Annotated in this window: 19 protein-coding genes and 1 CRISPR repeat array; of the genes, 8 read left to right on the forward strand and 11 right to left on the reverse strand. The window is 46.0% G+C overall.

All coding sequences use genetic code 11. The features are described from left to right. Positions 1–104: 104 nt before the first annotated feature. Positions 105–563: an NUDIX hydrolase gene (locus ACKTSF_RS09165; protein WP_407888728.1), complete on the forward strand. Its 459-nt coding sequence runs from the start codon at positions 105–107 to the stop codon at positions 561–563. Between the two features lie 39 nt (positions 564–602). On the opposite strand, the gene ACKTSF_RS09170 is transcribed toward ACKTSF_RS09165, so the two are convergent. The 3 genes from ACKTSF_RS09170 to ACKTSF_RS09180 all read right to left on the reverse strand — a co-directional run bounded on the left by ACKTSF_RS09170 (position 603) and on the right by ACKTSF_RS09180 (position 3,331). Then, positions 603–785 carry a hypothetical protein gene (locus ACKTSF_RS09170; RefSeq protein ID WP_407888730.1) on the reverse strand — a complete coding sequence of 61 codons (183 nt, stop codon included), beginning with the start codon at positions 783–785 and terminating at the stop codon, positions 603–605. A gap of 94 nt (positions 786–879) precedes the next feature. Then, positions 880–2,676, reverse strand: coding sequence for a translation elongation factor 4 (gene lepA / locus ACKTSF_RS09175; RefSeq protein WP_407888732.1), 1,797 nt, complete (start codon positions 2,674–2,676; stop codon positions 880–882). Further along, entirely contained in the window at positions 2,666–3,331 is a 666-nt protein-coding gene (locus ACKTSF_RS09180) for a TetR/AcrR family transcriptional regulator (RefSeq protein ID WP_407888734.1), read from the reverse strand. Before ACKTSF_RS09180 ends, lepA begins: the two co-directional genes overlap by 11 nt. A 252-nt stretch (positions 3,332–3,583) precedes the next feature. On the opposite strand from ACKTSF_RS09180, the gene ACKTSF_RS09185 reads away from it, so the two are divergent. The 4 genes from ACKTSF_RS09185 (at position 3,584) to ACKTSF_RS09200 (ending at position 7,670) form a co-directional block, all read left to right on the forward strand. Beyond that, positions 3,584–4,009: a zinc ribbon domain-containing protein gene (locus tag ACKTSF_RS09185; protein ID WP_407888735.1), complete on the forward strand. Its 426-nt coding sequence runs from the start codon at positions 3,584–3,586 to the stop codon at positions 4,007–4,009. Positions 4,010–4,030: 21 nt separating this feature from the next. After that, on the forward strand, positions 4,031–5,536 hold the full coding sequence (locus ACKTSF_RS09190; RefSeq protein WP_407888736.1) for a zinc ribbon domain-containing protein: 1,506 nt from the start codon (positions 4,031–4,033) through the stop codon (positions 5,534–5,536). A 14-nt stretch (positions 5,537–5,550) separates the two neighbouring features. Beyond that, positions 5,551–6,423 carry a zinc-ribbon domain-containing protein gene (locus ACKTSF_RS09195; protein ID WP_407888738.1) on the forward strand — a complete coding sequence of 291 codons (873 nt, stop codon included), beginning with the start codon at positions 5,551–5,553 and terminating at the stop codon, positions 6,421–6,423. 719 nt (positions 6,424–7,142) lie between these two features. Continuing rightward, positions 7,143–7,670, forward strand: a complete 528-nt coding sequence (locus tag ACKTSF_RS09200; protein WP_407888740.1) for a GNAT family N-acetyltransferase — start codon at positions 7,143–7,145, stop codon at positions 7,668–7,670. 93 nt (positions 7,671–7,763) lie between these two features. Here the strand turns inward: ACKTSF_RS09200 and ACKTSF_RS09205 are convergent, their stop codons facing one another. Next, positions 7,764–8,762 carry an NAD(P)-dependent oxidoreductase gene (locus ACKTSF_RS09205; RefSeq protein WP_407888890.1) on the reverse strand — a complete coding sequence of 333 codons (999 nt, stop codon included), beginning with the start codon at positions 8,760–8,762 and terminating at the stop codon, positions 7,764–7,766. Positions 8,763–8,905: 143 nt separating this feature from the next. Here ACKTSF_RS09205 and ACKTSF_RS09210 point away from each other — a divergent pair, with 143 nt between their 5' ends. Next, positions 8,906–9,433 carry a GNAT family N-acetyltransferase gene (locus ACKTSF_RS09210; RefSeq protein ID WP_407888742.1) on the forward strand — a complete coding sequence of 176 codons (528 nt, stop codon included), beginning with the start codon at positions 8,906–8,908 and terminating at the stop codon, positions 9,431–9,433. Positions 9,434–9,591: 158 nt separating this feature from the next. Further along, positions 9,592–10,251, forward strand: coding sequence for an EAL domain-containing protein (locus tag ACKTSF_RS09215; RefSeq protein ID WP_407888744.1), 660 nt, complete (start codon positions 9,592–9,594; stop codon positions 10,249–10,251). A gap of 82 nt (positions 10,252–10,333) precedes the next feature. Next, positions 10,334–12,415: a CRISPR direct-repeat array (repeat unit 36 nt; unit sequence GCTCTTGACCTTACTGAATTGTCACTAATCTAAAGC). A 35-nt stretch (positions 12,416–12,450) separates the two neighbouring features. Here the strand turns inward: ACKTSF_RS09215 and csn2 are convergent. The 4 genes from csn2 to cas9 form a co-directional block, all read right to left on the reverse strand. Next, positions 12,451–13,116, reverse strand: coding sequence for a type II-A CRISPR-associated protein Csn2 (gene csn2, locus ACKTSF_RS09220; RefSeq protein WP_407888746.1), 666 nt, complete (start codon positions 13,114–13,116; stop codon positions 12,451–12,453). Beyond that, positions 13,113–13,418: a CRISPR-associated endonuclease Cas2 gene (gene cas2 / locus ACKTSF_RS09225; RefSeq protein WP_260339545.1), complete on the reverse strand. Its 306-nt coding sequence runs from the start codon at positions 13,416–13,418 to the stop codon at positions 13,113–13,115. Before cas2 ends, csn2 begins: the two co-directional genes overlap by 4 nt. After that, positions 13,396–14,301 carry a type II CRISPR-associated endonuclease Cas1 gene (gene cas1 / locus ACKTSF_RS09230; RefSeq protein WP_407888748.1) on the reverse strand — a complete coding sequence of 302 codons (906 nt, stop codon included), beginning with the start codon at positions 14,299–14,301 and terminating at the stop codon, positions 13,396–13,398. Before cas1 ends, cas2 begins: the two co-directional genes overlap by 23 nt. Before the next feature lie 208 nt (positions 14,302–14,509). Next, positions 14,510–18,598, reverse strand: a complete 4,089-nt coding sequence (gene cas9 / locus ACKTSF_RS09235; RefSeq protein WP_407888750.1) for a type II CRISPR RNA-guided endonuclease Cas9 — start codon at positions 18,596–18,598, stop codon at positions 14,510–14,512. A gap of 636 nt (positions 18,599–19,234) precedes the next feature. On the opposite strand from cas9, the gene ACKTSF_RS09240 reads away from it, so the two are divergent. Next, positions 19,235–20,878: a peptide ABC transporter substrate-binding protein gene (locus ACKTSF_RS09240; protein WP_407888751.1), complete on the forward strand. Its 1,644-nt coding sequence runs from the start codon at positions 19,235–19,237 to the stop codon at positions 20,876–20,878. Positions 20,879–21,021: 143 nt separating this feature from the next. Here ACKTSF_RS09240 and ACKTSF_RS09245 read toward each other — a convergent pair whose 3' ends face one another. From ACKTSF_RS09245 to ACKTSF_RS09255, 3 genes are all read right to left on the reverse strand, one after another. Beyond that, positions 21,022–21,525 carry a hypothetical protein gene (locus ACKTSF_RS09245; protein ID WP_407888753.1) on the reverse strand — a complete coding sequence of 168 codons (504 nt, stop codon included), beginning with the start codon at positions 21,523–21,525 and terminating at the stop codon, positions 21,022–21,024. Positions 21,526–21,594: 69 nt separating this feature from the next. Continuing rightward, positions 21,595–22,098 (reverse strand): hypothetical protein, encoded by a 504-nt coding sequence (locus ACKTSF_RS09250; RefSeq protein ID WP_407888755.1) that lies wholly within the window; start codon positions 22,096–22,098, stop codon positions 21,595–21,597. Between the two features lie 18 nt (positions 22,099–22,116). After that, positions 22,117–22,617: a hypothetical protein gene (locus ACKTSF_RS09255; RefSeq protein ID WP_407888757.1), complete on the reverse strand. Its 501-nt coding sequence runs from the start codon at positions 22,615–22,617 to the stop codon at positions 22,117–22,119. Between the last annotated feature and the right edge of the window lie 209 nt (positions 22,618–22,826).

A 22,826-nucleotide genomic window follows, 5' to 3' on the forward strand; every position in this document is an offset into this window, starting at 1 on the left:
ATTGGGTAACCTATCCAGTAGATAACTGATTAAGTTGCTGACCCACTTGTGGGGAATTTGTGCCATACTAGGGATTAACTAAGCAGAAAGTAGGTCATACGCTAATGGCAAATTATATTCAAGAAATTCGCGGACTGGTTGGGCACCGACCGATTATTTTAAATGCTGCGGGTGCCATCCTGGTTAACGACCAGCAGGAAGTCTTACTCAATCTTCGAACCGACACTCATAATTGGAGTCTTCCGGGTGGCTACCTCGAATACGGCGAAACCTTCGACCAAGCTTGTGTTCGCGAGTACAAGGAGGACGCCGGTATTGACGTTGAAATTGTCCAACCTTTGGGAATCTTCGACCAAGGGTTCACAACCTATCCCAACGGTGATGAAACCCAAGTGATTTCTCGTTTATATCTGGTCAAGCAGGTCGGCGGCCACACCCTGCGTGAAGAGACTGACGAGACATTGGATCTGCAATATTTCCCCTTCGACAACCTGCCACCCCTGTTGAATCAGCAAACAGCAGATATGTTAGCAGTGGGACGCGATTACTTCGCCCAAAAATAAAGCCAAAATAAGCGGAACCGTGAAAACTCACGGTCCCGCTTATTTGTGTTCTTTCGTATCCCAACCCAGACTCACTAAGATTAGGAAAGCCCCCGTACCGAAGCCTACCGAGCGCATGGTGGTGTTGTCAAAATTCCAAAGACTAACCTCAGCCAGCACGCAGAAGATACCCAACCAAAATGACACGGTACGGTAGAATCGTCGGTTGAAGTGAAACCGCATGTTGCGCCACCTCCCTTGAAATTGATTAGCCATAAACTACCATATTTCAAGCGGTAAGGGTGGTCATATGCTGGGTTTGGTTCGGTGAAGTCCCCTATTTCTCTAAATCTAAAACGGCGTTGAATACTTCTTGTGGCAACTCAATATCGCTGTGGGCCGCCTGCCGCTTGTTCACGCTCTGGCGGCGCAAGAGGGCTTGTTTCTTCGATGTGCTCTGCTTATCCCCACTGGCTGCGGCGTTCTTCCGTAAAGGTGGCACGTCAACTCTGGCCAATGCCTTCCCCTCAACAACGGATTGAACCGGCATGGGGTACAGTTTTCGCGGGATCACGAACTTTAGCTTGTGGACCAGTTCCTGAGCTACACGGGGGGCATCCTCGCGGTGAACCACAAAGGATAACGCATCTACGCGGGCGTAGTTGACGTGAACCTCTAGCTTGACCACGTCAGCAATATCGTAGCCGGCTAATTCGGTTGTCAACGTGGCGTACCCGTGAGAGACAGACTTCAACGCGTTGAAGAAGTCGTAGGCAATCTCGGCAAATGGCAACTCATAGTTTAGGACGACCAGATCCCCCTGATTACTCATATCCTGCAGCGTCCCCTTGTGCTGATCGGCTAATTTCATCACGGCCCCTAAACTCTCATTGGTCGTGGTAATGGTCGCTGCCGCTAGCGGCTCCTCGACGTAATCCACCTGTGAATAGTCGGGAAATTTAATCGGATTATCCACAATGACTGGCGCGTCCTGATTCTTCAAGTGCACGTGGTAAGTCACGTTAGGCGCTGTCGTCAGGACATCCAGTCCATATTCATCATGTAGGCGTTCGCGGATGATCTGCAGGTGAAAGATACCTAAGAAACCGCAACGGAAACCAGCACCTAACGCTTCAGAATTCTCGGCGTGGTAGTGAAACGAGGTATCATTTAACGCCAACTTTTCTACCGCTAGTTGAAGATCGTGGTAGTGATCGCCCTGTGGGTAAAATCCGGCAAAGACCATTGATTGGGCCGGCTGGTAACCTGGCAAGGCCGTGGCGGTCGGGTTAGCGGCGGTCGTTAACGTATCGCCGACGCGCAGGGCCTGAGGATCTTTCAGACCGGTAACCACGTAGCCTACATCTCCAACGCTAAGCTGTTTAACAGCTACCCGTTGTGGCGCAAAGATGCCGATCTCATTGGCACTAACGACTTGCTGGTTGGCCATCAACAGTAGCTGGTCATTAGCCTGTAAGGTCCCATCTAACAGCCGTACGTAGGCGATAATACCCTTGAATGCATCGTACTGGGAATCAAAGACCAACGCCTTGAGCGGTTGCTTGACTTCCCCAGTAGGCGCTGGAATTGTGGTGTAGATTGCTTCCAGTACGTCGTGAACGTTGCGCCCAGTCTTAGCCGAAATCTTCAGCATGGTAGCCTCCTCAAATTCTGGCGATAACGCCCGAATCTGCTCAGCGGTCCGATCGACTTCAGCTGCGGCAGCATCAATCTTATTAATCACTGGAATCACAACGAGGTGGTTGGCCTGAGCTAATCGCAGGTTTGCCACTGTTTGTGCCTGGACGCCCTGCGTGGCATCAACCAATAGGATTGCCCCGTCACTAGCAGCGAGGCTCTTCGACACCTCGTAGGTAAAATCAACGTGTCCCGGGGTATCGATAAAATTATATTCATACTCTTGGCCGTCGTCGGCATGATAGTAATTCCGAACGGTCCGGGATTTTACGGTGACCCCGTGGGCCTGTTCGACAGCAAGGTCATCGAGCAATTGGGCCTTACTGTCGCGGTCGTTAACGGTCTGCGTTTGCTCCATGATGCGGTCGGCCAGGGTAGATTTACCGTGGTCGATGTGTGCGATAATCGCAAAGTTTCTAATGTGACTAGGATTCATAGAATAATTCCTCCTTAAAAATGCCATCGAGGTAGAAGCCAAAAGTTTGGCAGGCTTCCCGCTCAAGGTTGATTTGAAATGCCGGAAAATCGGCGGCTAATGCGGTGTGGTTAAAGTGATCCAAGCCGGCCAGATTCATAAAACCACTGATAATAGCACTCTGCACGACAAAGAGGTGCGCGGCAGTCTGGGCATCGAGTCCGGGCAACTTATCGGCTAGCGTCTCGCCCAGCCGACGATTCACGGCATACAGGTCGCGACGGCCAGCTGCAGTCTGTGAGCGGTCGGCATGGGCTTCCAGTACCGGTCCCCGCAAGGCATTCAAGCGTACAAGCGTTGTATGTTGGGTAATGAGGGCTTGGGTCTCAGCCAACAAATACGCCTTCAGCTGGGCAGGTGTTAGCGCCGATTTTGCCGCCAACCAGGTGATCAGCTGCCGAAAATAGTTCTGATAGCCTTCGAGCAGGAGTGTCATGAAAATATTCTCTTTTGTTTGGTAGTAATTGAATAAGGTTCCCTTAGCAACATCGGCCCGCTGAGCGATCATTGTCATCGAGATATCACTAAACGCGTGCGTCTGAAAAAGTTTCCCGGCCGCAGCAGCGATACGCTGGGCCTTAGCTGTCTTCTGCGTAGGCGTTAAAACGTTGCCCATAAGAAACACCTCCGTTGAATTTTTTCAAAATTGACTGTTGGTCATTTTTAATATGCTAGCCTTTTTCTGAAAATTGTCAACTGATTCATCAAATTAATATCTCGTCTGCCAATCATTTAGAGTATAATAATATTATCGTTATAAAAACTTAATCTTTGTTTTATTCGCTGTTAGTCGTTACCAGTATTTGCGGGGCCCTCTGCCCTTCTAAAACGGCTGAAAGCGAATTAAGCGTTAGAAAGGAGGCGGACTATGACCGTCACAACTTACCGAGTCTGTCCAGACTGTGGCTTCCAGAATACCAATGAGGCTAACTTCTGCCTACACTGTGGTCACGCCTTGACTGAAGCAAATAACTACATAATGACACCCCACGCAACCGATCTGGATTTTCCACTATCCGCATTAAAACTTTCGCCCATTGCCGCTGAAAAAGCCCGAAACTTACGACTCACTCTCGCCACGGATATCCCTGTCGGCTATCACAGCGGCGGAATCATTTTTGCCGAAAGCGATGTTGCTATCTCCCAGGGACCCCTCGAATCCTGGAAAAGCCTCGTTCAAAACTTGATTGCCCTGCTCATTGCTAAAGATTACGTGGGAGCCTACAAGCTAAGTATCCATGAAAATTCACACCAGTTTTACCTGTACGGGGAAGCCTTGCTCTCCGTTAACTAATTTAAATTTGGAGGAAAAATCATGCATCTCGTAAAATACGCCGCTCCTGCCAACGACCAACCGGCCGGAAATGCGACGAGCTTTTGTCCCAACTGTGGTCATCCTGTAGCGCCCGACGACACCTTTTGTCAAAACTGTGGCTACAATCTAGCAGACGCGCAGCCAACAGCTAACGATGCCCAGTCGACCACCACCTCGCAACCCAATGCAACTGAATCACAGCCTAAGATCGCACCCACCTCTGGCTCACGGCAAGCAGCCCAATCCCGCAAGCCGATGAGTAAGAAAAACAAACGTCGCTGGTGGAGTCTGGGAATTCTAGTTATTCTGATTATTGCCTTCTTCGTTTGGGGGAACCACTACTACTCTCGTGATGCCACGTTGGACCGTTCCATTGCCAACATCAAGTCTGGCAAGCACCTGACGTCAATCTTCACCAGTACAACATCAAGCCTGAAGATGACGGAACACAATCTCAAGCCAATTTCTAAGTACTATGGTCAAAATCCCAAGGACCTCGCCAGCTTAAAGCGAGAACTCCGTGCCACGAGCTACAGTTCCAATTCCCTATTTACATATAGCAGCAGTGGTCATCGTCTGCTGTTCTTCCCAAAGTATCAGATTACTGTGAAGCCCGTCTACCCGACGGTCACCACGAATCACAAGGGCAACGTTATCAAGCTCGATGGCAAAAAGATTGCCACTGCTACTAGCGATGTGTATACCAAAAAGCTCGGCCCTCTGGCGCCCGGTGAATATAAGCTGCAGGCCAGTGGAACCGTTTCTGGCCACCACATCGTGAACCAGGGGAGCTACTACATCAGTGATGGCACCTCATACGATCTGAGTTTGAAGACCATCTCCGTCACGTTTGATACGCTGCCAACGTCAACGGTCTACCTGAATGGCAATAAGTTAGGTACCGCCGACAGCAGTGGGATGTTAACCATGAAGAATGAGCCTTGGTCTCCCGCTATGCAGATCTATGCGAAGTACAAGGCCGCTAACGGCACCATCAAGTCCAAGACGACGAAGCTCGCTGAGAGTGACGACGGCTATGATGTTAAGCTGACCTTCCCTGGCCTCATGAGTCAGGATGATGCCTCCAGCCTCATTGAAAGCATCTTCTCCGACATCGACGACCTCTCTAATGGCTACGATGATGACAGCGACGATGACGATACGGTCACAAGCGATGATGATTCCGATTTGCCCGATTACTTTGAAAGTGGCACGAGCAACTCCGATTACCAAGACTTGGTCAAGATGGCTAAGGGCTATGACAAGGATGATGATGTTGACTCCACGGACTTCGACACCACCGTCACTGGTGTTGAACCCGACGTTGATAAGGTCAGCCTGGTCACTTACACCGTTAAATACAGCTTTTATCACGATGATTCTAAACATGTTCAGACCTTCCAGTACACCGCAACTGTTAAGCCAGATGCCAACGATTCCGGTAGCTACAAGATTTCCAAGATTTCCGGTGCTAAGAAGATTAACGACTATACCAAAGATAATTAAAGGAGTTTCCATCTATGACTAACGCAACAAAATTTTGTCCCAACTGTGGTAACGAAGTAAAGGCTGACGCTAAGTTTTGCCCAAAGTGTGGTCAGAATCTGACCGCCGCTACCTCGGCTACTGACACCCCCAAACAAGACACAACAGCCACGCAGGAAAGTCGTTCAGAAAAAACCACCGAGTCCGTTCAACGGGCCAAACGGTTCTCTGGGAACTTCTTCTCCTGGTGGTTGAAGACCATTCGCCACCCCGCAACGATGGTACCAGATACGCATAAATACTTTGGGGTTACGGCCTTTCTACTCAACATTGTGGTCATTGTCCTGGCCTTTGCCGTTCTTGCCAACCGCGTCGCGTCCGCAGCGACTCACGCCTTAAACAATGTGACGGACCAACCGGTTCACTTCGGAGGTGTCATCTTCAAGCTCAGCCTCTTCCTACTACTCTTTCTGGTAGTCGGCGCAATCATCTACATTGCGGTCGGCTTTGGTTTCCGAAAGATTGCCGATGTCGAAGATCACTTCTCGATTTGGGATTACACCAACCGTTTGGCCAGCTTGACCAACTTGATTCTGGTATTCTGCCTGATTATCTTCATCTTCACCCTGTTCATGAGTCCCGACAGTCTCGAAAGCTACGGCCGTATGCTCGGCCTCTTCTCTCCCATCTTCCTGATTCTAAACGTGGGTTATCTCTTCAGCACCGTTGATGGTGTTGAACACCCTCGCTGGGACAAGTTCTACACGATTCTACTGGCACTGATTGCGATTAGCATTGCTCTGTCGATCTACCTGTTGATCGTACGGAACTTCGTAGGCGGCTCCATCAGTAACTATCTGGAAAATTTCACCAACAACGTTACCAATAGCTTCAATAACAACTACTAAACCACCGCTTGTGATTTTGCAGTGTTCCAGCCTATTTTTAACGAACAGCTGAGAGTTGAAAGTTCCAAAGCATTCATTATGGTTGTTGCAACAACGATACTGGGCCTAAAATTAGGCAACGTTGTTCAACCATCGCCTTACCGGCCGGCAGATATGGGCTGGATCGGTGCGAACACAACTTGAAGCCTCGAAAGGACCGAGTCTACAAGCTTGGTTTTCTACTAAGCCAGCGGGGAAATCACCCCCTGACTAAGTAGAACGACGCGCCTGAGCCCATATCTGCCGACCTCTCGGCTACCATAGTGAGTCTGAGGCAACACGAATTATGCGACTAGAAACGTTGTTGACTTATGCTTGAGCTTTAGGAACCGTTTGAGATTCAGCGATTGGAATTGACGTGCACAATCAGAGCCGGAATCCCTGGCAGCCAGAGTGCGGCTGTTTTCACTAATTTAGCGTGCTAATTCCTAGTGTCGCAAGAGTAACGCAAACATTTTGGCTTTCAACCTTTAACGAACAGTAGGTTTCGCTATCCTGGTGTCTTACAGTAATTACACCGGGATATGAGCGTACATGATGGTTTTCAACCTTCAGTATGCAACTTAAGTATCTTCCATAATCGTTGGCTAAAAACTAGCCAGCGATTTTTATTTAAGCTACACTGTCAATATTTAAGTGGTATCCTAGAACTTAGGAATTTCTACTGAGGAGGCATCACGATGAGTTTAATTTTCATCAAACGGGCCACATTACTTGATTTACCAGCAATCATGGCGATTATTAATCACGCTAAGGCCCAATTAAAGGCCGCTGGGAGTCCGCAATGGCAAGATGGCTATCCGGATGCCGCGGCGTTGAAAAGAGACGTAGACGGCCAGCAATGTTGGTTGTTGGTCGTCGATGGTCAGGTGGCTGGAACCGCCACGATGATCATTGGGGATGAACCCAGCTATGTGCATATCGAAGACGGTCAGTGGCAGAACAACCAGGACCCCTACGCCACCATTCACCGGATTGCCATTGGCGCCGGCTTTGGTGGCCAGCACCTCAGCCACTACTTCTTCTCGAACCTCATCAGTCAGGCCTACCACGAGGGCGTCCACAACTTTCGCATGGACACCCACGCGCAGAATCAGCAGATGCAGGCGATTGCCAGAAGTTTCGGCTATAAACACCGCGGGACCATCTACGTGGCGGAGCAGACCAGCGATGCTTCCCGATTGGCATTCGAGTTGAACTTGGACTAACTTTCGATGATTAAAATCAACTAAAAAGTGCGTCATATCCAGCTAAACAACTAGTGATGTGGCGCACTTTTGATTGCATTCATGGCCAATCGCTTACAAGTGAATCTCATTTACCGTATGGCCGGTTGTGAAAAAATCATGAAAGTTAGCGTAACTCATGCGAATCATATCCGTCAGTGCCGGTTCCGTGAACGACCCTACGTGCGGTGTGACTAGAACCTGTGGATGTGCAGCCAGCAATTGCCGCGCTTCCACATTGGGGATGTCAGAACTACCCTCAAATTCTTGTCCTAGCAGGTCACCCTCATCACGGAAGACATCGGTGCCATAGCCGCGAAGTTGCCCCGTATTTAGTGCTGCTAGGATTGCCGTGACATCAGCAAGTTCCCCCCGGGCCGTATTGATCAAGACAGCCCCAGACTTCATTTGCGCAATGAACCGCGGATCAATTAGATTATCATTCTTGCCTGGAAAATAGGGCACGTGGATCGAGACAATATCACTCTTAGCCAACAACTCTGGGAGGTCAACAATGGTCATGGTCGCCTGAGCAGACTGAGACGGGCGCGGATCGTAAGCGAAGACTTGTGCCCCAAGCCCCTGATACAACTTTGCCTCGGTCAACCCGATGCGGCCGGCACCTAGGATGCCCACCGTCGCAGTCCGAATTTCTTTGCTGAAGAGATTCGCACCAATCGTAAAGTTTCCCTGACGCGTCTGGTCGGCTGCCACGTTGACACCGCGAAATAGTGTTAATCCCAACGTCAGCGCCAATTCAGCCACGGCGGCCGGTGAATAGCTGGGAACTCGAGCCAACGTGATACCCAGATCGGCTGCAGCCTGCAAATCAAGGTGGTTGTACCCAACTGAGCGAGTAAAGACCGCCCGGATTCCCCAGTCGGCGAATTGCTGAAGATTTTGCCGGTCAACGACGCAGTTACCTCGAACCAGGACGGCGTCGGCCCCCTTGGCAGCGACCACATTGTCGTGGGTCAAGAGCTCTCGCACGTATTTACAGGTAAAATAGTCCTGGTTCAGGCGGTCAAAGTACGGTTCTTCCAAGGCCCGAACGCCATACATGGTAATTTTCACCAATTCCAACACCCCTTCTTACTTAAACTCTAGCAAATTTTACCGCGAAAGTCGCCTACCACGTTAGACCTTTTGATATTTCGTTTGACCACAGAAAGTGGTATTCTTGATTTTAATTTAACTTGAACATTGGAGGACGACTGATGAGTTTAATTTATTTACGACACGCAACCAAAGAAGACGTGCCAGCAATCATGGCAATTATCGCTGACGCCAAGGCCTTGTTGAAGGCGGATGGTAGCCCGCAGTGGCAGGATGGTTACCCAAATGAGACCGCCATCCGAGAAGATATTATGGCTCAGCAAAGTTGGATTCTGATGGTCGATGACTGGGTCGCTGGAACCGCGGCTCAAGTGGTCGGCGATGACCCGAATTACCACGAAATTAGCGGTGATGGCTGGCAAAATAGCACGGACCCCTACGCCACGATTCACCGGATCGCGCTGAGTAAAGACTTCGCTGGCCAACATCTCAGTCACACCTTCTTCTCCAACTTAATCAGTGAGGCCTACCAGAACGGCGTCCGTAATTTTCGGATCGACACGCACCGGCTGAACCAGCGGATGCAAGCCATCGCGACTAGCCTAGGCTACCAATTCCGCGGCATCGTTCACGTGGCGGAACCCGGCGATAATGCCAGACGCGCCTACGAATTGAATCTGCCACGTTAAAGCGGTAACATAATCACTTAGCGGACGACACCCCAAAAGTGGGGTCAAGAAGCACTGGAGTCCTGCATCATTAGGGCTGTGAATTAATTATGAGATGATGTATAATGAGCACTATTGTTCAAGTCTATGCGTTAACAGAAAGGGGATTTTCTTTTAAAATGTATCGATTCTTCGTTCAGCCGCAAATCAACGCGGTCACGCAAAAATTAGCGGGTTATGAACTGTTATTACGGTCATATTGCCATGATTACTGGGTAACGCCAACTGATTTTACTGCGCTGCCAATAGACCAACAGGTTTCATTGTCCTATCAAGAGATCACGAACATTTTAAAAGATCATCGAGATAACCCCGAGATTTCACTCAACTTAAACCGCGAACAATTCACGGATCAGCGGACGATTGGTCACCTGATTCATCTGAAAAAGTCCGTTCCAAATTTAAACTTAATCGTCGAGCTGACTGAGGCCCCCTTGCTGGAAGAGCTTCACCGGTACGTGGCTATCTATCAGGCTTACGACATCAAGTTAAGCTTAGATGATGTTGGCACGGACAACCCGTGGTGCCAAACTACTCAGGATGTTTTGCCCTTCATGGACAGCATTAAATTTGCAATGCAGAACTACCGGTTCCAGCACCGACAAAAAGAAATGATGACTAGCCTCAACTTTTGGCGCAACATCGCCGATACATATCACCTCGGTTTCACCCTCGAAGGCATTGAGGACAAGGACGATGTCGCTTTGGCCAAGCGCTACAATGTTGGCATGACCCAGGGCTATTATTACAGTAAGCCGGTGCCTTATGCGGCTGGGTAAAGCGTTTTAAAACTAGGCAAACAAAAAGACGGAACTAGCTGATTGCCGGTTCCGTCTTTTTATTGTGCAATCCCTCCGGCTAGCTCTTGACCTTACTGAATTGTCACTAATCTAAAGCAATTAGGTTCGACGGCTGCAATCTCACCGGGCTCTTGACCTTACTGAATTGTCACTAATCTAAAGCGCATCCAACGGATTGAGTCAATCATGGAACGCTCTTGACCTTACTGAATTGTCACTAATCTAAAGCCATTACCATCCTTAATGTGTACTGTCCACAGCTCTTGACCTTACTGAATTGTCACTAATCTAAAGCCGATAGAGATATGGTGCATGACGACCAGTCGCTCTTGACCTTACTGAATTGTCACTAATCTAAAGCACCAGAAGAACGGACCAAGTTCTATAAAGCGCTCTTGACCTTACTGAATTGTCACTAATCTAAAGCTAAAAGTATCAACAGCAATGTTTTAGAATTGCTCTTGACCTTACTGAATTGTCACTAATCTAAAGCCTATTTCAGTACGAAGTGGGAAACACGTGGGCTCTTGACCTTACTGAATTGTCACTAATCTAAAGCAAGGATATGGCCCTTATGATGGCAATTCCGGCTCTTGACCTTACTGAATTGTCACTAATCTAAAGCTCAAAGTGGTACAAATGGGTATTTATAACAGCTCTTGACCTTACTGAATTGTCACTAATCTAAAGCAGGTATTGAAGTGCTACTAAAATATAACGAGCTCTTGACCTTACTGAATTGTCACTAATCTAAAGCCGGTATTCTGTCGCTCAAATCCGAGCATTTGCTCTTGACCTTACTGAATTGTCACTAATCTAAAGCTTGGCTACTTTGAACCCGGTTAATTGAAGAGCTCTTGACCTTACTGAATTGTCACTAATCTAAAGCGGGCATAGCGTCCCTTCTTCATTTTCTCAAGCTCTTGACCTTACTGAATTGTCACTAATCTAAAGCATGGAATGAAAGAGTGTTGATATAAATGCCGCTCTTGACCTTACTGAATTGTCACTAATCTAAAGCACAAGATTTAGATAGCTTGATTAAGTGTGAGCTCTTGACCTTACTGAATTGTCACTAATCTAAAGCGTCCTGTACACGGGAGATATGATCCTGAATGCTCTTGACCTTACTGAATTGTCACTAATCTAAAGCCTGATAAAAAATATTATTATGTTTTAACCTGCTCTTGACCTTACTGAATTGTCACTAATCTAAAGCGTACCCAACGTGCAATTCTGAACATCATTTGCTCTTGACCTTACTGAATTGTCACTAATCTAAAGCTTAATAATATGACTTTTGGTACAATGCATTGCTCTTGACCTTACTGAATTGTCACTAATCTAAAGCTTAATAATATGACTTTTGGTACAATGCATTGCTCTTGACCTTACTGAATTGTCACTAATCTAAAGCTGAAAGCTTATATTTCGTTAAGCTTTCTACGCTCTTGACCTTACTGAATTGTCACTAATCTAAAGCGGTCGTGCTTGGTGCGCTCGTCCTTTTGCGGCTCTTGACCTTACTGAATTGTCACTAATCTAAAGCAGATTTACCTCCCAAATTTTGATGCTCCAAGCTCTTGACCTTACTGAATTGTCACTAATCTAAAGCGAACCTGGACACGTGACTGTCAGCGACCTAGCTCTTGACCTTACTGAATTGTCACTAATCTAAAGCCCAGGTCAGCCAATTCAAGGGCGTCGGCGGGCTCTTGACCTTACTGAATTGTCACTAATCTAAAGCAGCACGCTTCAGGTGTCGCAATCACCAATGGCTCTTGACCTTACTGAATTGTCACTAATCTAAAGCAAGCTTGGATGGAAATAACAATGGCTTTCTGCTCTTGACCTTACTGAATTGTCACTAATCTAAAGCTAGCTTGTAGTTGTAAGTAGCGCAATACTTGCTCTTGACCTTACTGAATTGTCACTAATCTAAAGCAGACTTATGTCGTAAGCTGGGATTAGATGAGCTCTTGACCTTACTGAATTGTCACTAATCTAAAGCAAGAAGTTCACGGCATCTTGCATTACAGTTGCTCTTGACCTTACTGAATTGTCACTAATCTAAAGCCTGAAAAAATTGTCTGATAAGGCCATGACAGCTCTTGACCTTACTGAATTGTCACTAATCTAAAGCCGTTATTTTCACACTAGTATCTCATTAGCTGGGAACTACCAGAGAACAAAGTCGCTATCAATGTAGTGATAGTCGCAATCAGTGAAATACTCTTTTCGCTGAATAGGTGAAAATTCGATTAGAAGTAATGGCAAGTCAGCATTAGACATAAATCTCACCAACGATTGGAGTTGGCTGACCTGGAGATAATGGCTAACATTAGTCAAAACGATCATGCGTTGATCATTTAACTCAATAAGCACCTTAATTAGTGATTCAATTATAGCATATGCATCGCCTACAGGACCTGGTGCGACTTGGACACCACTGAATTTTACTAACTTGGCCAACTCAGGAATTTCCGGCATTTCTAAAGGTACATCCATCAAGTAGCTATCTTCCAATAGTTTCGATAACAGTTCTCGTAAACCATCAGACAGCGCAACGACTTGATTATCTGCAAGCAATTTAATCAACTGCGTCTGTAGTTTACGTTGAAATAAAGCGTTCAAATCCACCGTTAACATCGGATCCCCATACCACTGGGCCCCATTTTTAACTGTAACTGAAGTAAAATCATCATCGCTCAGCTTCACTGTATCTAGTTTATCTTGGAACCCTAATGAAAGGTCCTGATAAATTCGTTGAACGGTTGTATCAATAACGGTAACTCTGCCAGCGTGAACAGCAAATGGCGGAAAACTATAATATGCAAAATTCATATCATAATCGTCCTTTCTGCGGAATTCAAAATGTCGTGACTTGGTTCACCAGAAATAAAATGCATTGCTTGATACTGTTTTTCCGTTAACATAACTGCTTGTACTAAGCCGTCCTTCGGTGCAATTGCCCCAACTCTCTTCTCAATTGACTTGGCGTTCTTCGAATCAGGACATACTCGCACGTAAACTGAAAACTGCATCATCAGAAACCCTTCAGAGATTAGTGCTTTACGAAATTTGCGATAATTTCGACGATTTTCACTACTAGTCATTGGCAGGTCAAACATAATCATTAATCGCATTATCCGATACCTCATGCGGAACCACCACCCTAATCCTAACTTGATCCGTTTCACCGCTCAGATACTTCAAGCAATTAACGACGTGCTTTTCTACAACATTTCCTAGCGTTTCCGTTTTATCCTCGTAAACCATCTTTAACTCAAGTAAACGAGCCAAACCAAATTTAATATCTGGTGTCAAGTCTAAAATCTTATGTTGGGCTACCCAGTAATCAATAATCGGTCGGAATGGCTCCATCAGATCCGACCCTAAGTTAAAAGCATTACCAGCATTATCATGATGAATTCCAAAACAAGTTAAGTACCCACGAGCTACAATCGCACGATCAACTAATGATAATAAAATTGAATATCCATAATTTAAGGCGGCATTTACCGGAACAAAATCCGACCGCGAAAAGTCATCTCCAAATAACAGTGGGAAGTACTGCCGCGCCACGACGGCTTCACGATTAGTCACATCATTCAACTCAAGCTTATCCACCTCATCGTTCAGACTGCTTACGTCAGCGTCCAGCATCTCCGCTACTGCTATCTGATTGTTCAATTTAGCTGCAACAATCCGTGTCCAAAGATTAGCCACTCTTATTGGCTCCCAATTAACTTGTGCTGTCACTAACGCTGCTGTCCGTGCATTCGGATAGCATCCTGTTGTTTCACAGATCGGCTGACCATCACGACCAGTAAAAATAATCTTAGCGTGAACTTCAGACAAGGCGGCTACTGCAGCCGTCGTGACAACTGCCTGAAGCGTCTGAACTAGCAAAACATCGACATCCCTAACTGGCACATGAAATCTATCTGTATCTGTCTGAATATCCAGATTTCCAGCTGTTAGTGAAACTTTTGCGTGATGACTGATCATAATCGTTCGCCAACCCATAATGATTCCTCCTTGCGTTACTAACCGCGACATGGTATTCTTTTCTTGTCAAGTTGACCGCTTGATCTTACTGAATTGTCACTAAGAGTTAAAGTCAGACAAGGTGGCTTGCCACCAAGTTTTATCTTATGAGCCCGTTATCGAGCCGTACATATTTTTGTTAGGGTTCTTCGCTGAATGCGTCAGTGAAGGGCTCTTTTTCATTTTCTTACTTGGTGACTATCTTTACCTCCCACTTAAACAGCCCAGTTGGTGACTCATAAACTAACCTAGCATTTCTAGTTAGTTGAATACCGCCTGGAACTTGTAACTTTCCAAAGGGCGTTTTTACTTTCAGTGCTTTCAGATCTCCCATTGTTGCATTGGCATGCAACCCAACCATTATCTGTTGTAAAATAGTCCGCTTACCAGCTAACTCTAATTTCCCAGCATCTGAGTAACGACTATTAATCGGCAATTGTTCAAACTGAGCTTGGCCATCTACAAGTAGCTTCCGAAATTTATTCCGATCGTACAATGGGAAAAACTCCATAACCTGTTGGCAAATATGGGAATAGACTTCTATGAGTTTCTTATCTTCATCTCCTCCTATTTCTCTTGAAATTAACACCTTTTGATCAGCAATTGGCAAAATCAATTGCTGTAAGTTTCGATAATAGGTGTTAGTCCCTAGAGCAAACCTATGTGATTGTCCTGAAATTTCATCTATCACGGGCTGTAACAGAGAAACATGTGGAATAATTACCTCGAAATCCGAAACAGTATTGCCGTTTCCTTTAGTAAAGTCTGGTGTAAAGAACTGCTTCAACGCAGATTTTTCAGCGCCTTCTCCCTGTTCCTTAGCTTGCTTCAACCAATCGAGAATTCTAATCGGAACTCCCATAACCCTGTACGAGGGCTCCTTGTCATTAACTCTGACAATAGCTAAATAGGCTATTGTTTGGCTGGAATGTCCGCCATAAATTTCTGTTGGTCGATCGCCCTTAGTGGGAAGCAACTTCATTTTACCGCCAACATTACCATTATCCTTTTCCGCTTTATAAATGGTTTGATTGAACAATGCCCCATGATTTTCCGTAACCTCATGCGTCACTAGCAAATGCTTCAACGTAAGAAGATCTTTCATGTAGGAGATATCTTTCTCACGATCCCACAAAATTTCACCGGTCTCTTCGTCAACTATTTTCTCTTGCTTGCCGGCAATCAAATCATGAATAAAATTAAATCGGCGTAAATCTAACTGTGGCGCTACCTGATATTGACCGTAAACAAAGAAACGTTCCAACTTCGGATAACGTTTTAGTAAGTAGGTCCCAATTCGAACTGCCAAAAAGGCATCAAATGCATGATGATAATCATTCAACTCCCGAATTTTCGGCAAGTCCAATTCTTCCCGTAATTGGTGAGAAAGTCCCGCCTTAACCGAAATAATCTTAGTCTTGTCTGGATCATATTCGTTACTCAATACATCTGTAACTAACTTAATGACCTGACGGGTCTCAACCAGTTGTCTTCTAATAAATCCGGCAGCATATTTATTAATTTCATCCGGTCGCATTAATAAATGGCTTAATTTTCGAGGACTTATTAAACCGGTAGAACGCCACAACTCCCAGATTCCTCGCATTTTGCCTGCAAAAATTTCGGATGCAAATGCATCATTCTTATCCCGATTAATTTTTTGATGAACCAACACACGATTATCTAACGAATCATCCTTAATTAACGACTGCGGCAAAATATGATCAATGTCGTAACTCGATAAATTATCAATATTCAACTTTTCTCCTGTATACATATCCTGGCCATTTTGTAGAAAATACAGCATGAGTCGGTCCGTGAATCGTGCCTTACTGTCAGTCTTATCCTTCAGCTCCTCAACCACTGTTTCATTGACAATTTCCTTAGCCCGATCAGCAAATAACTCTGCCAATTGCTTCTGACGTTGCCGCGTTCGCTGAGGATTCTGCTCTGCCCCTCGTGCCACTTCAATAAAGATTCGACTAGGTGCCTGCCCGTGATGAGCTTTTTGAATATCGCGAACAACTGCTAAAATCTGGCGTAAAGCTTTCTTGTTTTGTGGTGATGTATACATTTCGTTGATTGTTTCAAATATATCCTGCTGTTTCAGCCCCTTGGCATTTGTCTTTTCAATTTTCTCTGCATAATCTGGCTCGTGCACAATTTGCATGAAATTATGTTGCGTATCCCATAGCTGATCCATAATTGATAAGCCTTGTGCGTCTTTAATATCCAATAACAGCTTGGCTGACAAACGCCCCCAGCCACGATAACGCTTAGCGCTGAGTCGATCACGTTGCTTATCTGTTAGCCAATCGATTTCTTGTAGCTTTGCTTTGAAGATATCAGCATCTTCAAAAATCGTTGACCAATTAATAATTCTTTCAATATCTGCTTGTCGCCTTGGCTGGTCAATTGCTTCTGGCAAGATTCCTTTAAAATCACGATAGGTAGTTAACGCACTGTTGAAGTGTTTAGGATCTGCTAGCCCTTCCACCTTAATCGTACCAGTGGCCTCACTGTGACATTCTAGACTCTTAATTAGGGATTTTATGCTAACTATCCCATGACCTTTGAAAACCTCGTTATAGGTTCGCTGCTTCTGCTCACGAGTCAGCAATTCGCCATTAATTCGAACGTTATTCAATTCATTGAGAACCATAAACCTCTGATAAGTCAAGCTCTGTAGGGGTAGCACATCCTCCCCAATCAGATAAGTATCCGTAGTTTTCATCCGTTGAATAAAGTTCGTCGCGGAAGCTGTCCGGTCAACTTTGTCATCAAAGTTCCACGGTGTAATATCACCTCTATCCTTACGAACCATCCATGCAAATTGTCCCTCTGCCGTCTTTGCTTGCTGGTCTGACGTAATCATGGGTCCCACATAATAGGGAACCCGGAAGCTAACTAGTTCGTCAATTTTATATGGCTGTGACTCATGATGAGATGCGATTGGATTATCTTCTCCTAAAAATTGATAATATTCTTTTTGATTATCAATAATTGAGTCCAGCTCTTGTTGATGAATTTGGTAGGGAATAACACCATTTTCTTTTGTTCGTTGTTTAGGCATAAAGTGTTCCAACGCAATCTCATGACTGATTTTTTTAGCGAGTTCTGACGTGTCACCCTTTAGGATTCGATTCAGTTCCTTATAAAAATCAGCCGCAATTTCGGGTTTTCCTTTGGCATCCCCCTCAATATAGTGGTCATAAGCTAGTCGGACAGCATTTCTTTTCTTAGCATCTATTTGCTGCTCTCCATAATCCTTTAACCACCGCAAATGTTCCTTATGCCGATCATATCGATGTATCATACTCTGCGAGAAATATTGACCACTGGGCATAATTTCAGTCAGTTGGATTGCTGCTTGCAAATCAACTAACTTTTCAATTAATTCCAGACCCCGATCGTCGAATGCTGCTTCCAGATCAGCTCGATGATCTTCAATGTCCTCTAGACTAAACGTCCAAGTTTTTTGATCTGCCTTTGCAACATCAATTCCTGTAAGTAGATACAACTTCGTTTTCAATCCTAAAATCGCTTTAGCAAATTCAGTTAAATATGGCTTCCAGTACTTATGATCATCTATAGTGGACATTAACTGCTTGACCAATGCCCGCTGCCGATCAGCTCGGGTACGCGTTGTATCTAATACTAGTTTTGTAATTTCTTCCAAGTTGTCCTCAGGCAACTGTGGTCCCACCTCATCAAAGATAAGGCGCCACAATTCGTTAACCTCTTTAAATCGTTGTGAAAAATTCAATTCACTTGGCTTAAAACTCTTGGGATTCCCAGAGCGTAGAAAGTTCCCACGATACTTAACAATATGATGCACCGCTAAGTAAATTTCTCTTAAATCAAATTTGCGATGCTCTGTCATCAATGCCCATCGCAAATGATAGATGGTTGGATATTTTGCATAAAAATCTTGATCGGTTTTATCGTTAAATAATTGATAAATTATCTCAAATCGATTATCTTTAGGCGAAATATTCGATGCCTTCTGACGCGAAAAGAAGTTAGGATCGATGGATGAAATCGGCTCATCAAAAATTTCACGTAGTAACCGCAAGCGCCAACGACGACGGCTCAAACGTCGACGAGTCGTTCTGAAGCTTCGACGGTCTGCAGCGGGCTGCCCTTCTTCGAACAGACGAACTCCCAATCCAGTTTGTCCCTTCACTCGTGAAATATAACCATCCATATCTGTATTAGCCCAACCCAAAGAGCTGGTCCCAATATCTAGTCCAATCGCATATGGTTCCTGATTCATGGCGATAACGCCTCCTATTTGTCTAAGAAACACTTCTACACCTACCGGAAAACACTTCAGCAGATACCCTCATTCTATGCTGACTTATCCGTAATGTCTACACTTTTGCAAATGGTTAATTATTTATATGCCGTATTAAAATGATCATATCCAAGTACTTCGTTTTACCATACATAGATATCCAATAAATTAATGTGAAATCTATGATAAAAATAATTATATGTGATCAACGTCAATCAAATTTCTTCTATATATATCACACAATCCCCAACACCAAGCCATTTGGATTTCCAGAATCTTCCTGTTGACATCTCCCCAACCAACGACTATTATTAGAGCCAAGTTAGAAATACATGAACGCATCACCAGGAAGAGTAGTCGTTCCCGCTAAGTCTAGAGACCACCGGTAGCTGAAAAGGTGGCTTACAACGGAACCGCGAAGATGAGCCTGGTAGCTAACAATTGGTGAAAGCTGATTGTTCGATCTGAAGCCCGTTACCGCTTCCGACTTTTGGCAACAGAAGTTACGGAGATGGTGGGTGTGAGCCCCCCATGAAACAAGGTGGTACCGCGAGTAAAATCGTCCTTATGTAGATTACATAAGGACGATTTTATTTTTTTAGGAGATGTTTTGGGATGAAGAAAAAGGGAACTATTTTAACTGTCGCAGCACTGAGCCTCTTAACGTTAGCAGGGTGTGGGAACCAAGCCAGCAGCAGTAATTCTAGTCACAAGTACGCCGCTAAACAAGAATTAAACTGGACTGAATCCTCAGAACTGGCCAGTTCTGATCTTGCACAAGCCACGGATACACTGAGCTTCACCGTGCTGCAGAACACACAAGAAGGACTCTACCGCCTCAACAGTAAGGGCACGCCAGCTAACGCCCTTGCCACCAGTACCAAAGTCACCAACGGCGGCAAGACGTACACCTTCAATCTGCGTAAAGATGCCAAGTGGTCTAATGGCGATGCCGTGACTGCCAAAGATTTCGTTTACTCCTGGCAACGAACGCTGAATCCGAAGACCGCCTCACAAGACGCCTTCTACCTCTACCAGGTCAAGAACGCCGAAGCCGTCAATAAGGGTAAGAAGTCTCTCAGTGCCCTAGGTATCAAAGCCGATGGCAAATACAAGCTGACCGTTCAACTCACCAAGCCCGTTTCCTACTTCAAGAAGCTGCTGGCCTGGCCCCTCTTCTACCCCGTCAACCAAAATGCCGTCAACAAGTACGGCAAGAAGTATGGGACTAGTTCCGCCACGACAGTTTACAATGGGCCGTTCCGTCTGACCAAGTGGAACGGGACTGGCAAGAGCTGGACACTTGCCAAGAACAAGACTTACTGGGACAAGAAGGCCGTTCACTTGACTAAGATCAACGAACAGGTCACCGAATCTACCACGACCAGCTACAACCTGTACAACGCCAAGAAGACCGATGAGACGCTGCTGAGCGGCCAACAGATCAAGAATAACAAGAACAGCAAGGACTTTGTTAAACGCCTCCCAACCGGTTCCGAACGACTCGATCTGAACCAAAAGAAGGTTGCCGCCTTCAAGAACACCAACGTCCGCAAAGCCTTCTCCTTAGCCATCGACCGTAGCCAACTGGTCAACGATGTCTTGCAAGATGGTTCCGTTGCCTCTAAGGGCTTCGTTCCCGGTGGCATGGGCAATAACCCTAAGACCGGTGAAGCCTTTAACAAGGAAGCCTACGTCAAATCCGGCGTTTCCTACGACCTCAAGCAGGCCAAGAGCTTACTGGCAAAGGGTCTCAAGCAGACCGGTGACAAGCAACTCAACGTCACCCTCTCCGTTTCCGATACCGACACTAACAAGCAAACCGCAGAATTCTTACAAAGCTCTTTGGAGAAGTTACCAAACGTTAAGGTCACCATCAAGACGGTTCCTTACGTTCAACTGATTACCCAGCAAAACAACGGTAACTATGAGCTAACGTTAGCCGGCTGGCAATCCGTCTTCGCCGATCCTATCAACTTCCTAGATGTCTTCGAAGCCGACTCCAGCTACAATACGACTGGCTGGAAGAACAGTGAATTCGACAAGCTCCTGGACGAGGCCGAAAACCAAGACGGGAACAAGCCAGCGACCCGGTGGACCAAGTTAGTCAAAGCTGAAAAGATCTTGATCAACGACCAAGGTACGATTCCCCTGTACCAGGCCGCTAAGTCACAGCTCTTACGGAGCAACGTCAAGAGTATCGTTTACAACGGTGCCGGCGTGCCTTACGACTTCAAGACCACTTACATTGCTAAGTAACCACTGCCAAACGACTTAGGTTGTTTCATTAAAAATATTATATTATAGAAGAAACCCGGTTCCAACCAGCGTTTGAAGTGCGCGCGGTTGGAACCGGGTTTTCGTTATTCATAGTGGGTCAACCTGCTTAGCTTTACAATCATCTAATCCAAGTAATCTTCACTCCAAGTATGGCTACGTAACGGCGTCCGGAAAGCATACACGTTCTCCCCCTCGATCCGCATCTTCAGTGCCAGACGTTTCTTATTCTGCAACACCTTGACCTTCACGGCTTTGCGACTGATTGTTCCCAACGATGCTTTCTTATCCGCCATGATCCGTGAATGCACCCGGTAGGCCCCCTGAGACTTCTTGGTATAGGTCGCTGGAATCGCCATGGTTCCCAGCCACTTCATCGGCTGAAGTGCCGCCTTTTTACTGGTATATTCGCGCGCCGTGATTTCCTTGTTGGTGATTGACACCTTCACTACCGCATAGTAGTTTCCTTGATCGTCAAACTTACCAACGTACCCGTACCACGTGCCCGTCAAACTGCTGGGTAGCTTGGCCGTCTTGCTGGCAGCTTGAGCAGAGGTCGTCGCCCCGCCGGCCATGAACAAGCCAAGACTTGCTAGTCCCATGATTAACCCTTTGTAAATCGTCTTCATTTTCAATGTCTCCTCCAATTTTAGTTACGCTGCTCAGGAATAGCAGCACATTTTTCACATCCTGCCACCCTATTCATCCGTTGGTATGTACCCCTCGAAGTCCTCACCCCACGCTTGTGCCCGCACCGGCTGACGGAAGGCATAAACGGCATCTGCTTCACCCCAGAAATTAAGCGCTGGTGTGGCTTTACCGTTGACCTTAACCGTCGTCAATTGCAGGTCAGTCAAATCATCCATGAAGGCTTCGGAATTCAACTCATAGTATGCCCGATGATGTTTATCAGTCCGCTGCTTATAAGTCACGAGAGACTTTTCGCCCCACTGCCACTTAAGCTGACTGAGATTGGCCTTGGTCGTCTGTAAGTAGTTATAATCCATCCGGTTACTGGTGAACCGCAGCTTAACCGCGTAATACGTTCTCACGTGGTTGTCCTTTTCCGAACAAACGTAGCCATACCAATCGCCCCGGTAGCTTTTAGGTAGCTTACTCTTGGCCTGTGCTGGCACGCTACCAGCCAAAATAGCTACAGCCAGGCCCGCCAGACCCAGCATCAATTGTCGTTTTATTTTCATAGCCAACTGCCCCCCCGTCTAGTCATAAAGTTCCAATGAATCCTCATAGCCGATTCCCCACGGATGGCTGCGCAGTGGTTGTCGAAAAAGGTACAAATTCTCGTAACCCTCATTTAAAATTAATACTTGCTTGCTGGACCCCGTTCCGGTGACTGTTCCGAGTCGAATCTTGGCAACCGCGTCATCCTCCTCAACAGGGAGATAAATCTTGTAGATTTGGCGGCTCTTTTTGTCCTTCTTAGCTTTGTACGTCGCCAGTGAAGACGCGCCCCAGGTCCATTTGAGATTCTTAAAATGGCCGTTGGTCGTTGTCTGATAATCAAACGCAATCCGTGCCGGCTTAATCGTGATCTTGCTGAAATAATAGTGCCGCACGTGATGAATCTTTTCCGAACTTATGTAGCCGTACCACGTGCCCTGATACTGACTCGGCAGCGTATCCGCATGAGCCGGTACCGTCAATAGTCCCCCACCCAGTAGGAGACCCGCTAAGCCAAAGAGCAATCCCTTGCCACGCATCGACATCCCTGCTTTCCGAAATAATTGTTACTGCAACTAACTATCTTAAATATAGGTCAACCCGGTAAATTAGACAAGCTATTTTTAGTCCTACCTTTCCGAATTCAAGCTCTTCATGGGTATTTATTCACCCGTCAACAGTAAAGTGTCTAAAAAAGGAATCTAGCCCTAAACGGCTAAATTCCAATTTTATTTAAAAACCGATCATC

It is taken from the genome of Levilactobacillus muriae (genome assembly GCF_045862015.1).
GTDB classification, from domain to species: Bacteria; Bacillota; Bacilli; order Lactobacillales; family Lactobacillaceae; genus Levilactobacillus; species Levilactobacillus muriae.

Bases quoted from the DNA above. Each gene is read 5' to 3' on its own strand.
- ACKTSF_RS09165 (WP_407888728.1), top strand. From the start codon at position 105: ATGGCAAATTATATTCAAGAAATTCGCGGACTGGTTGGGCACCGACCG.
- ACKTSF_RS09170 (WP_407888730.1), bottom strand. From the start codon at position 785: ATGCGGTTTCACTTCAACCGACGATTCTACCGTACCGTGTCATTTTGG.
- lepA (WP_407888732.1), bottom strand. From the start codon at position 2,676: ATGAATCCTAGTCACATTAGAAACTTTGCGATTATCGCACACATCGAC.
- ACKTSF_RS09180 (WP_407888734.1), bottom strand. From the start codon at position 3,331: ATGGGCAACGTTTTAACGCCTACGCAGAAGACAGCTAAGGCCCAGCGT.
- ACKTSF_RS09185 (WP_407888735.1), top strand. From the start codon at position 3,584: ATGACCGTCACAACTTACCGAGTCTGTCCAGACTGTGGCTTCCAGAAT.
- ACKTSF_RS09190 (WP_407888736.1), top strand. From the start codon at position 4,031: ATGCATCTCGTAAAATACGCCGCTCCTGCCAACGACCAACCGGCCGGA.
- ACKTSF_RS09195 (WP_407888738.1), top strand. From the start codon at position 5,551: ATGACTAACGCAACAAAATTTTGTCCCAACTGTGGTAACGAAGTAAAG.
- ACKTSF_RS09200 (WP_407888740.1), top strand. From the start codon at position 7,143: ATGAGTTTAATTTTCATCAAACGGGCCACATTACTTGATTTACCAGCA.
- ACKTSF_RS09210 (WP_407888742.1), top strand. From the start codon at position 8,906: ATGAGTTTAATTTATTTACGACACGCAACCAAAGAAGACGTGCCAGCA.
- ACKTSF_RS09215 (WP_407888744.1), top strand. From the start codon at position 9,592: ATGTATCGATTCTTCGTTCAGCCGCAAATCAACGCGGTCACGCAAAAA.
- csn2 (WP_407888746.1), bottom strand. From the start codon at position 13,116: ATGAATTTTGCATATTATAGTTTTCCGCCATTTGCTGTTCACGCTGGC.
- cas2 (WP_260339545.1), bottom strand. From the start codon at position 13,418: ATGCGATTAATGATTATGTTTGACCTGCCAATGACTAGTAGTGAAAAT.
- cas1 (WP_407888748.1), bottom strand. From the start codon at position 14,301: ATGGGTTGGCGAACGATTATGATCAGTCATCACGCAAAAGTTTCACTA.
- cas9 (WP_407888750.1), bottom strand. From the start codon at position 18,598: ATGAATCAGGAACCATATGCGATTGGACTAGATATTGGGACCAGCTCT.
- ACKTSF_RS09240 (WP_407888751.1), top strand. From the start codon at position 19,235: ATGAAGAAAAAGGGAACTATTTTAACTGTCGCAGCACTGAGCCTCTTA.
- ACKTSF_RS09245 (WP_407888753.1), bottom strand. From the start codon at position 21,525: ATGAAGACGATTTACAAAGGGTTAATCATGGGACTAGCAAGTCTTGGC.
- ACKTSF_RS09250 (WP_407888755.1), bottom strand. From the start codon at position 22,098: ATGAAAATAAAACGACAATTGATGCTGGGTCTGGCGGGCCTGGCTGTA.
- ACKTSF_RS09255 (WP_407888757.1), bottom strand. From the start codon at position 22,617: ATGCGTGGCAAGGGATTGCTCTTTGGCTTAGCGGGTCTCCTACTGGGT.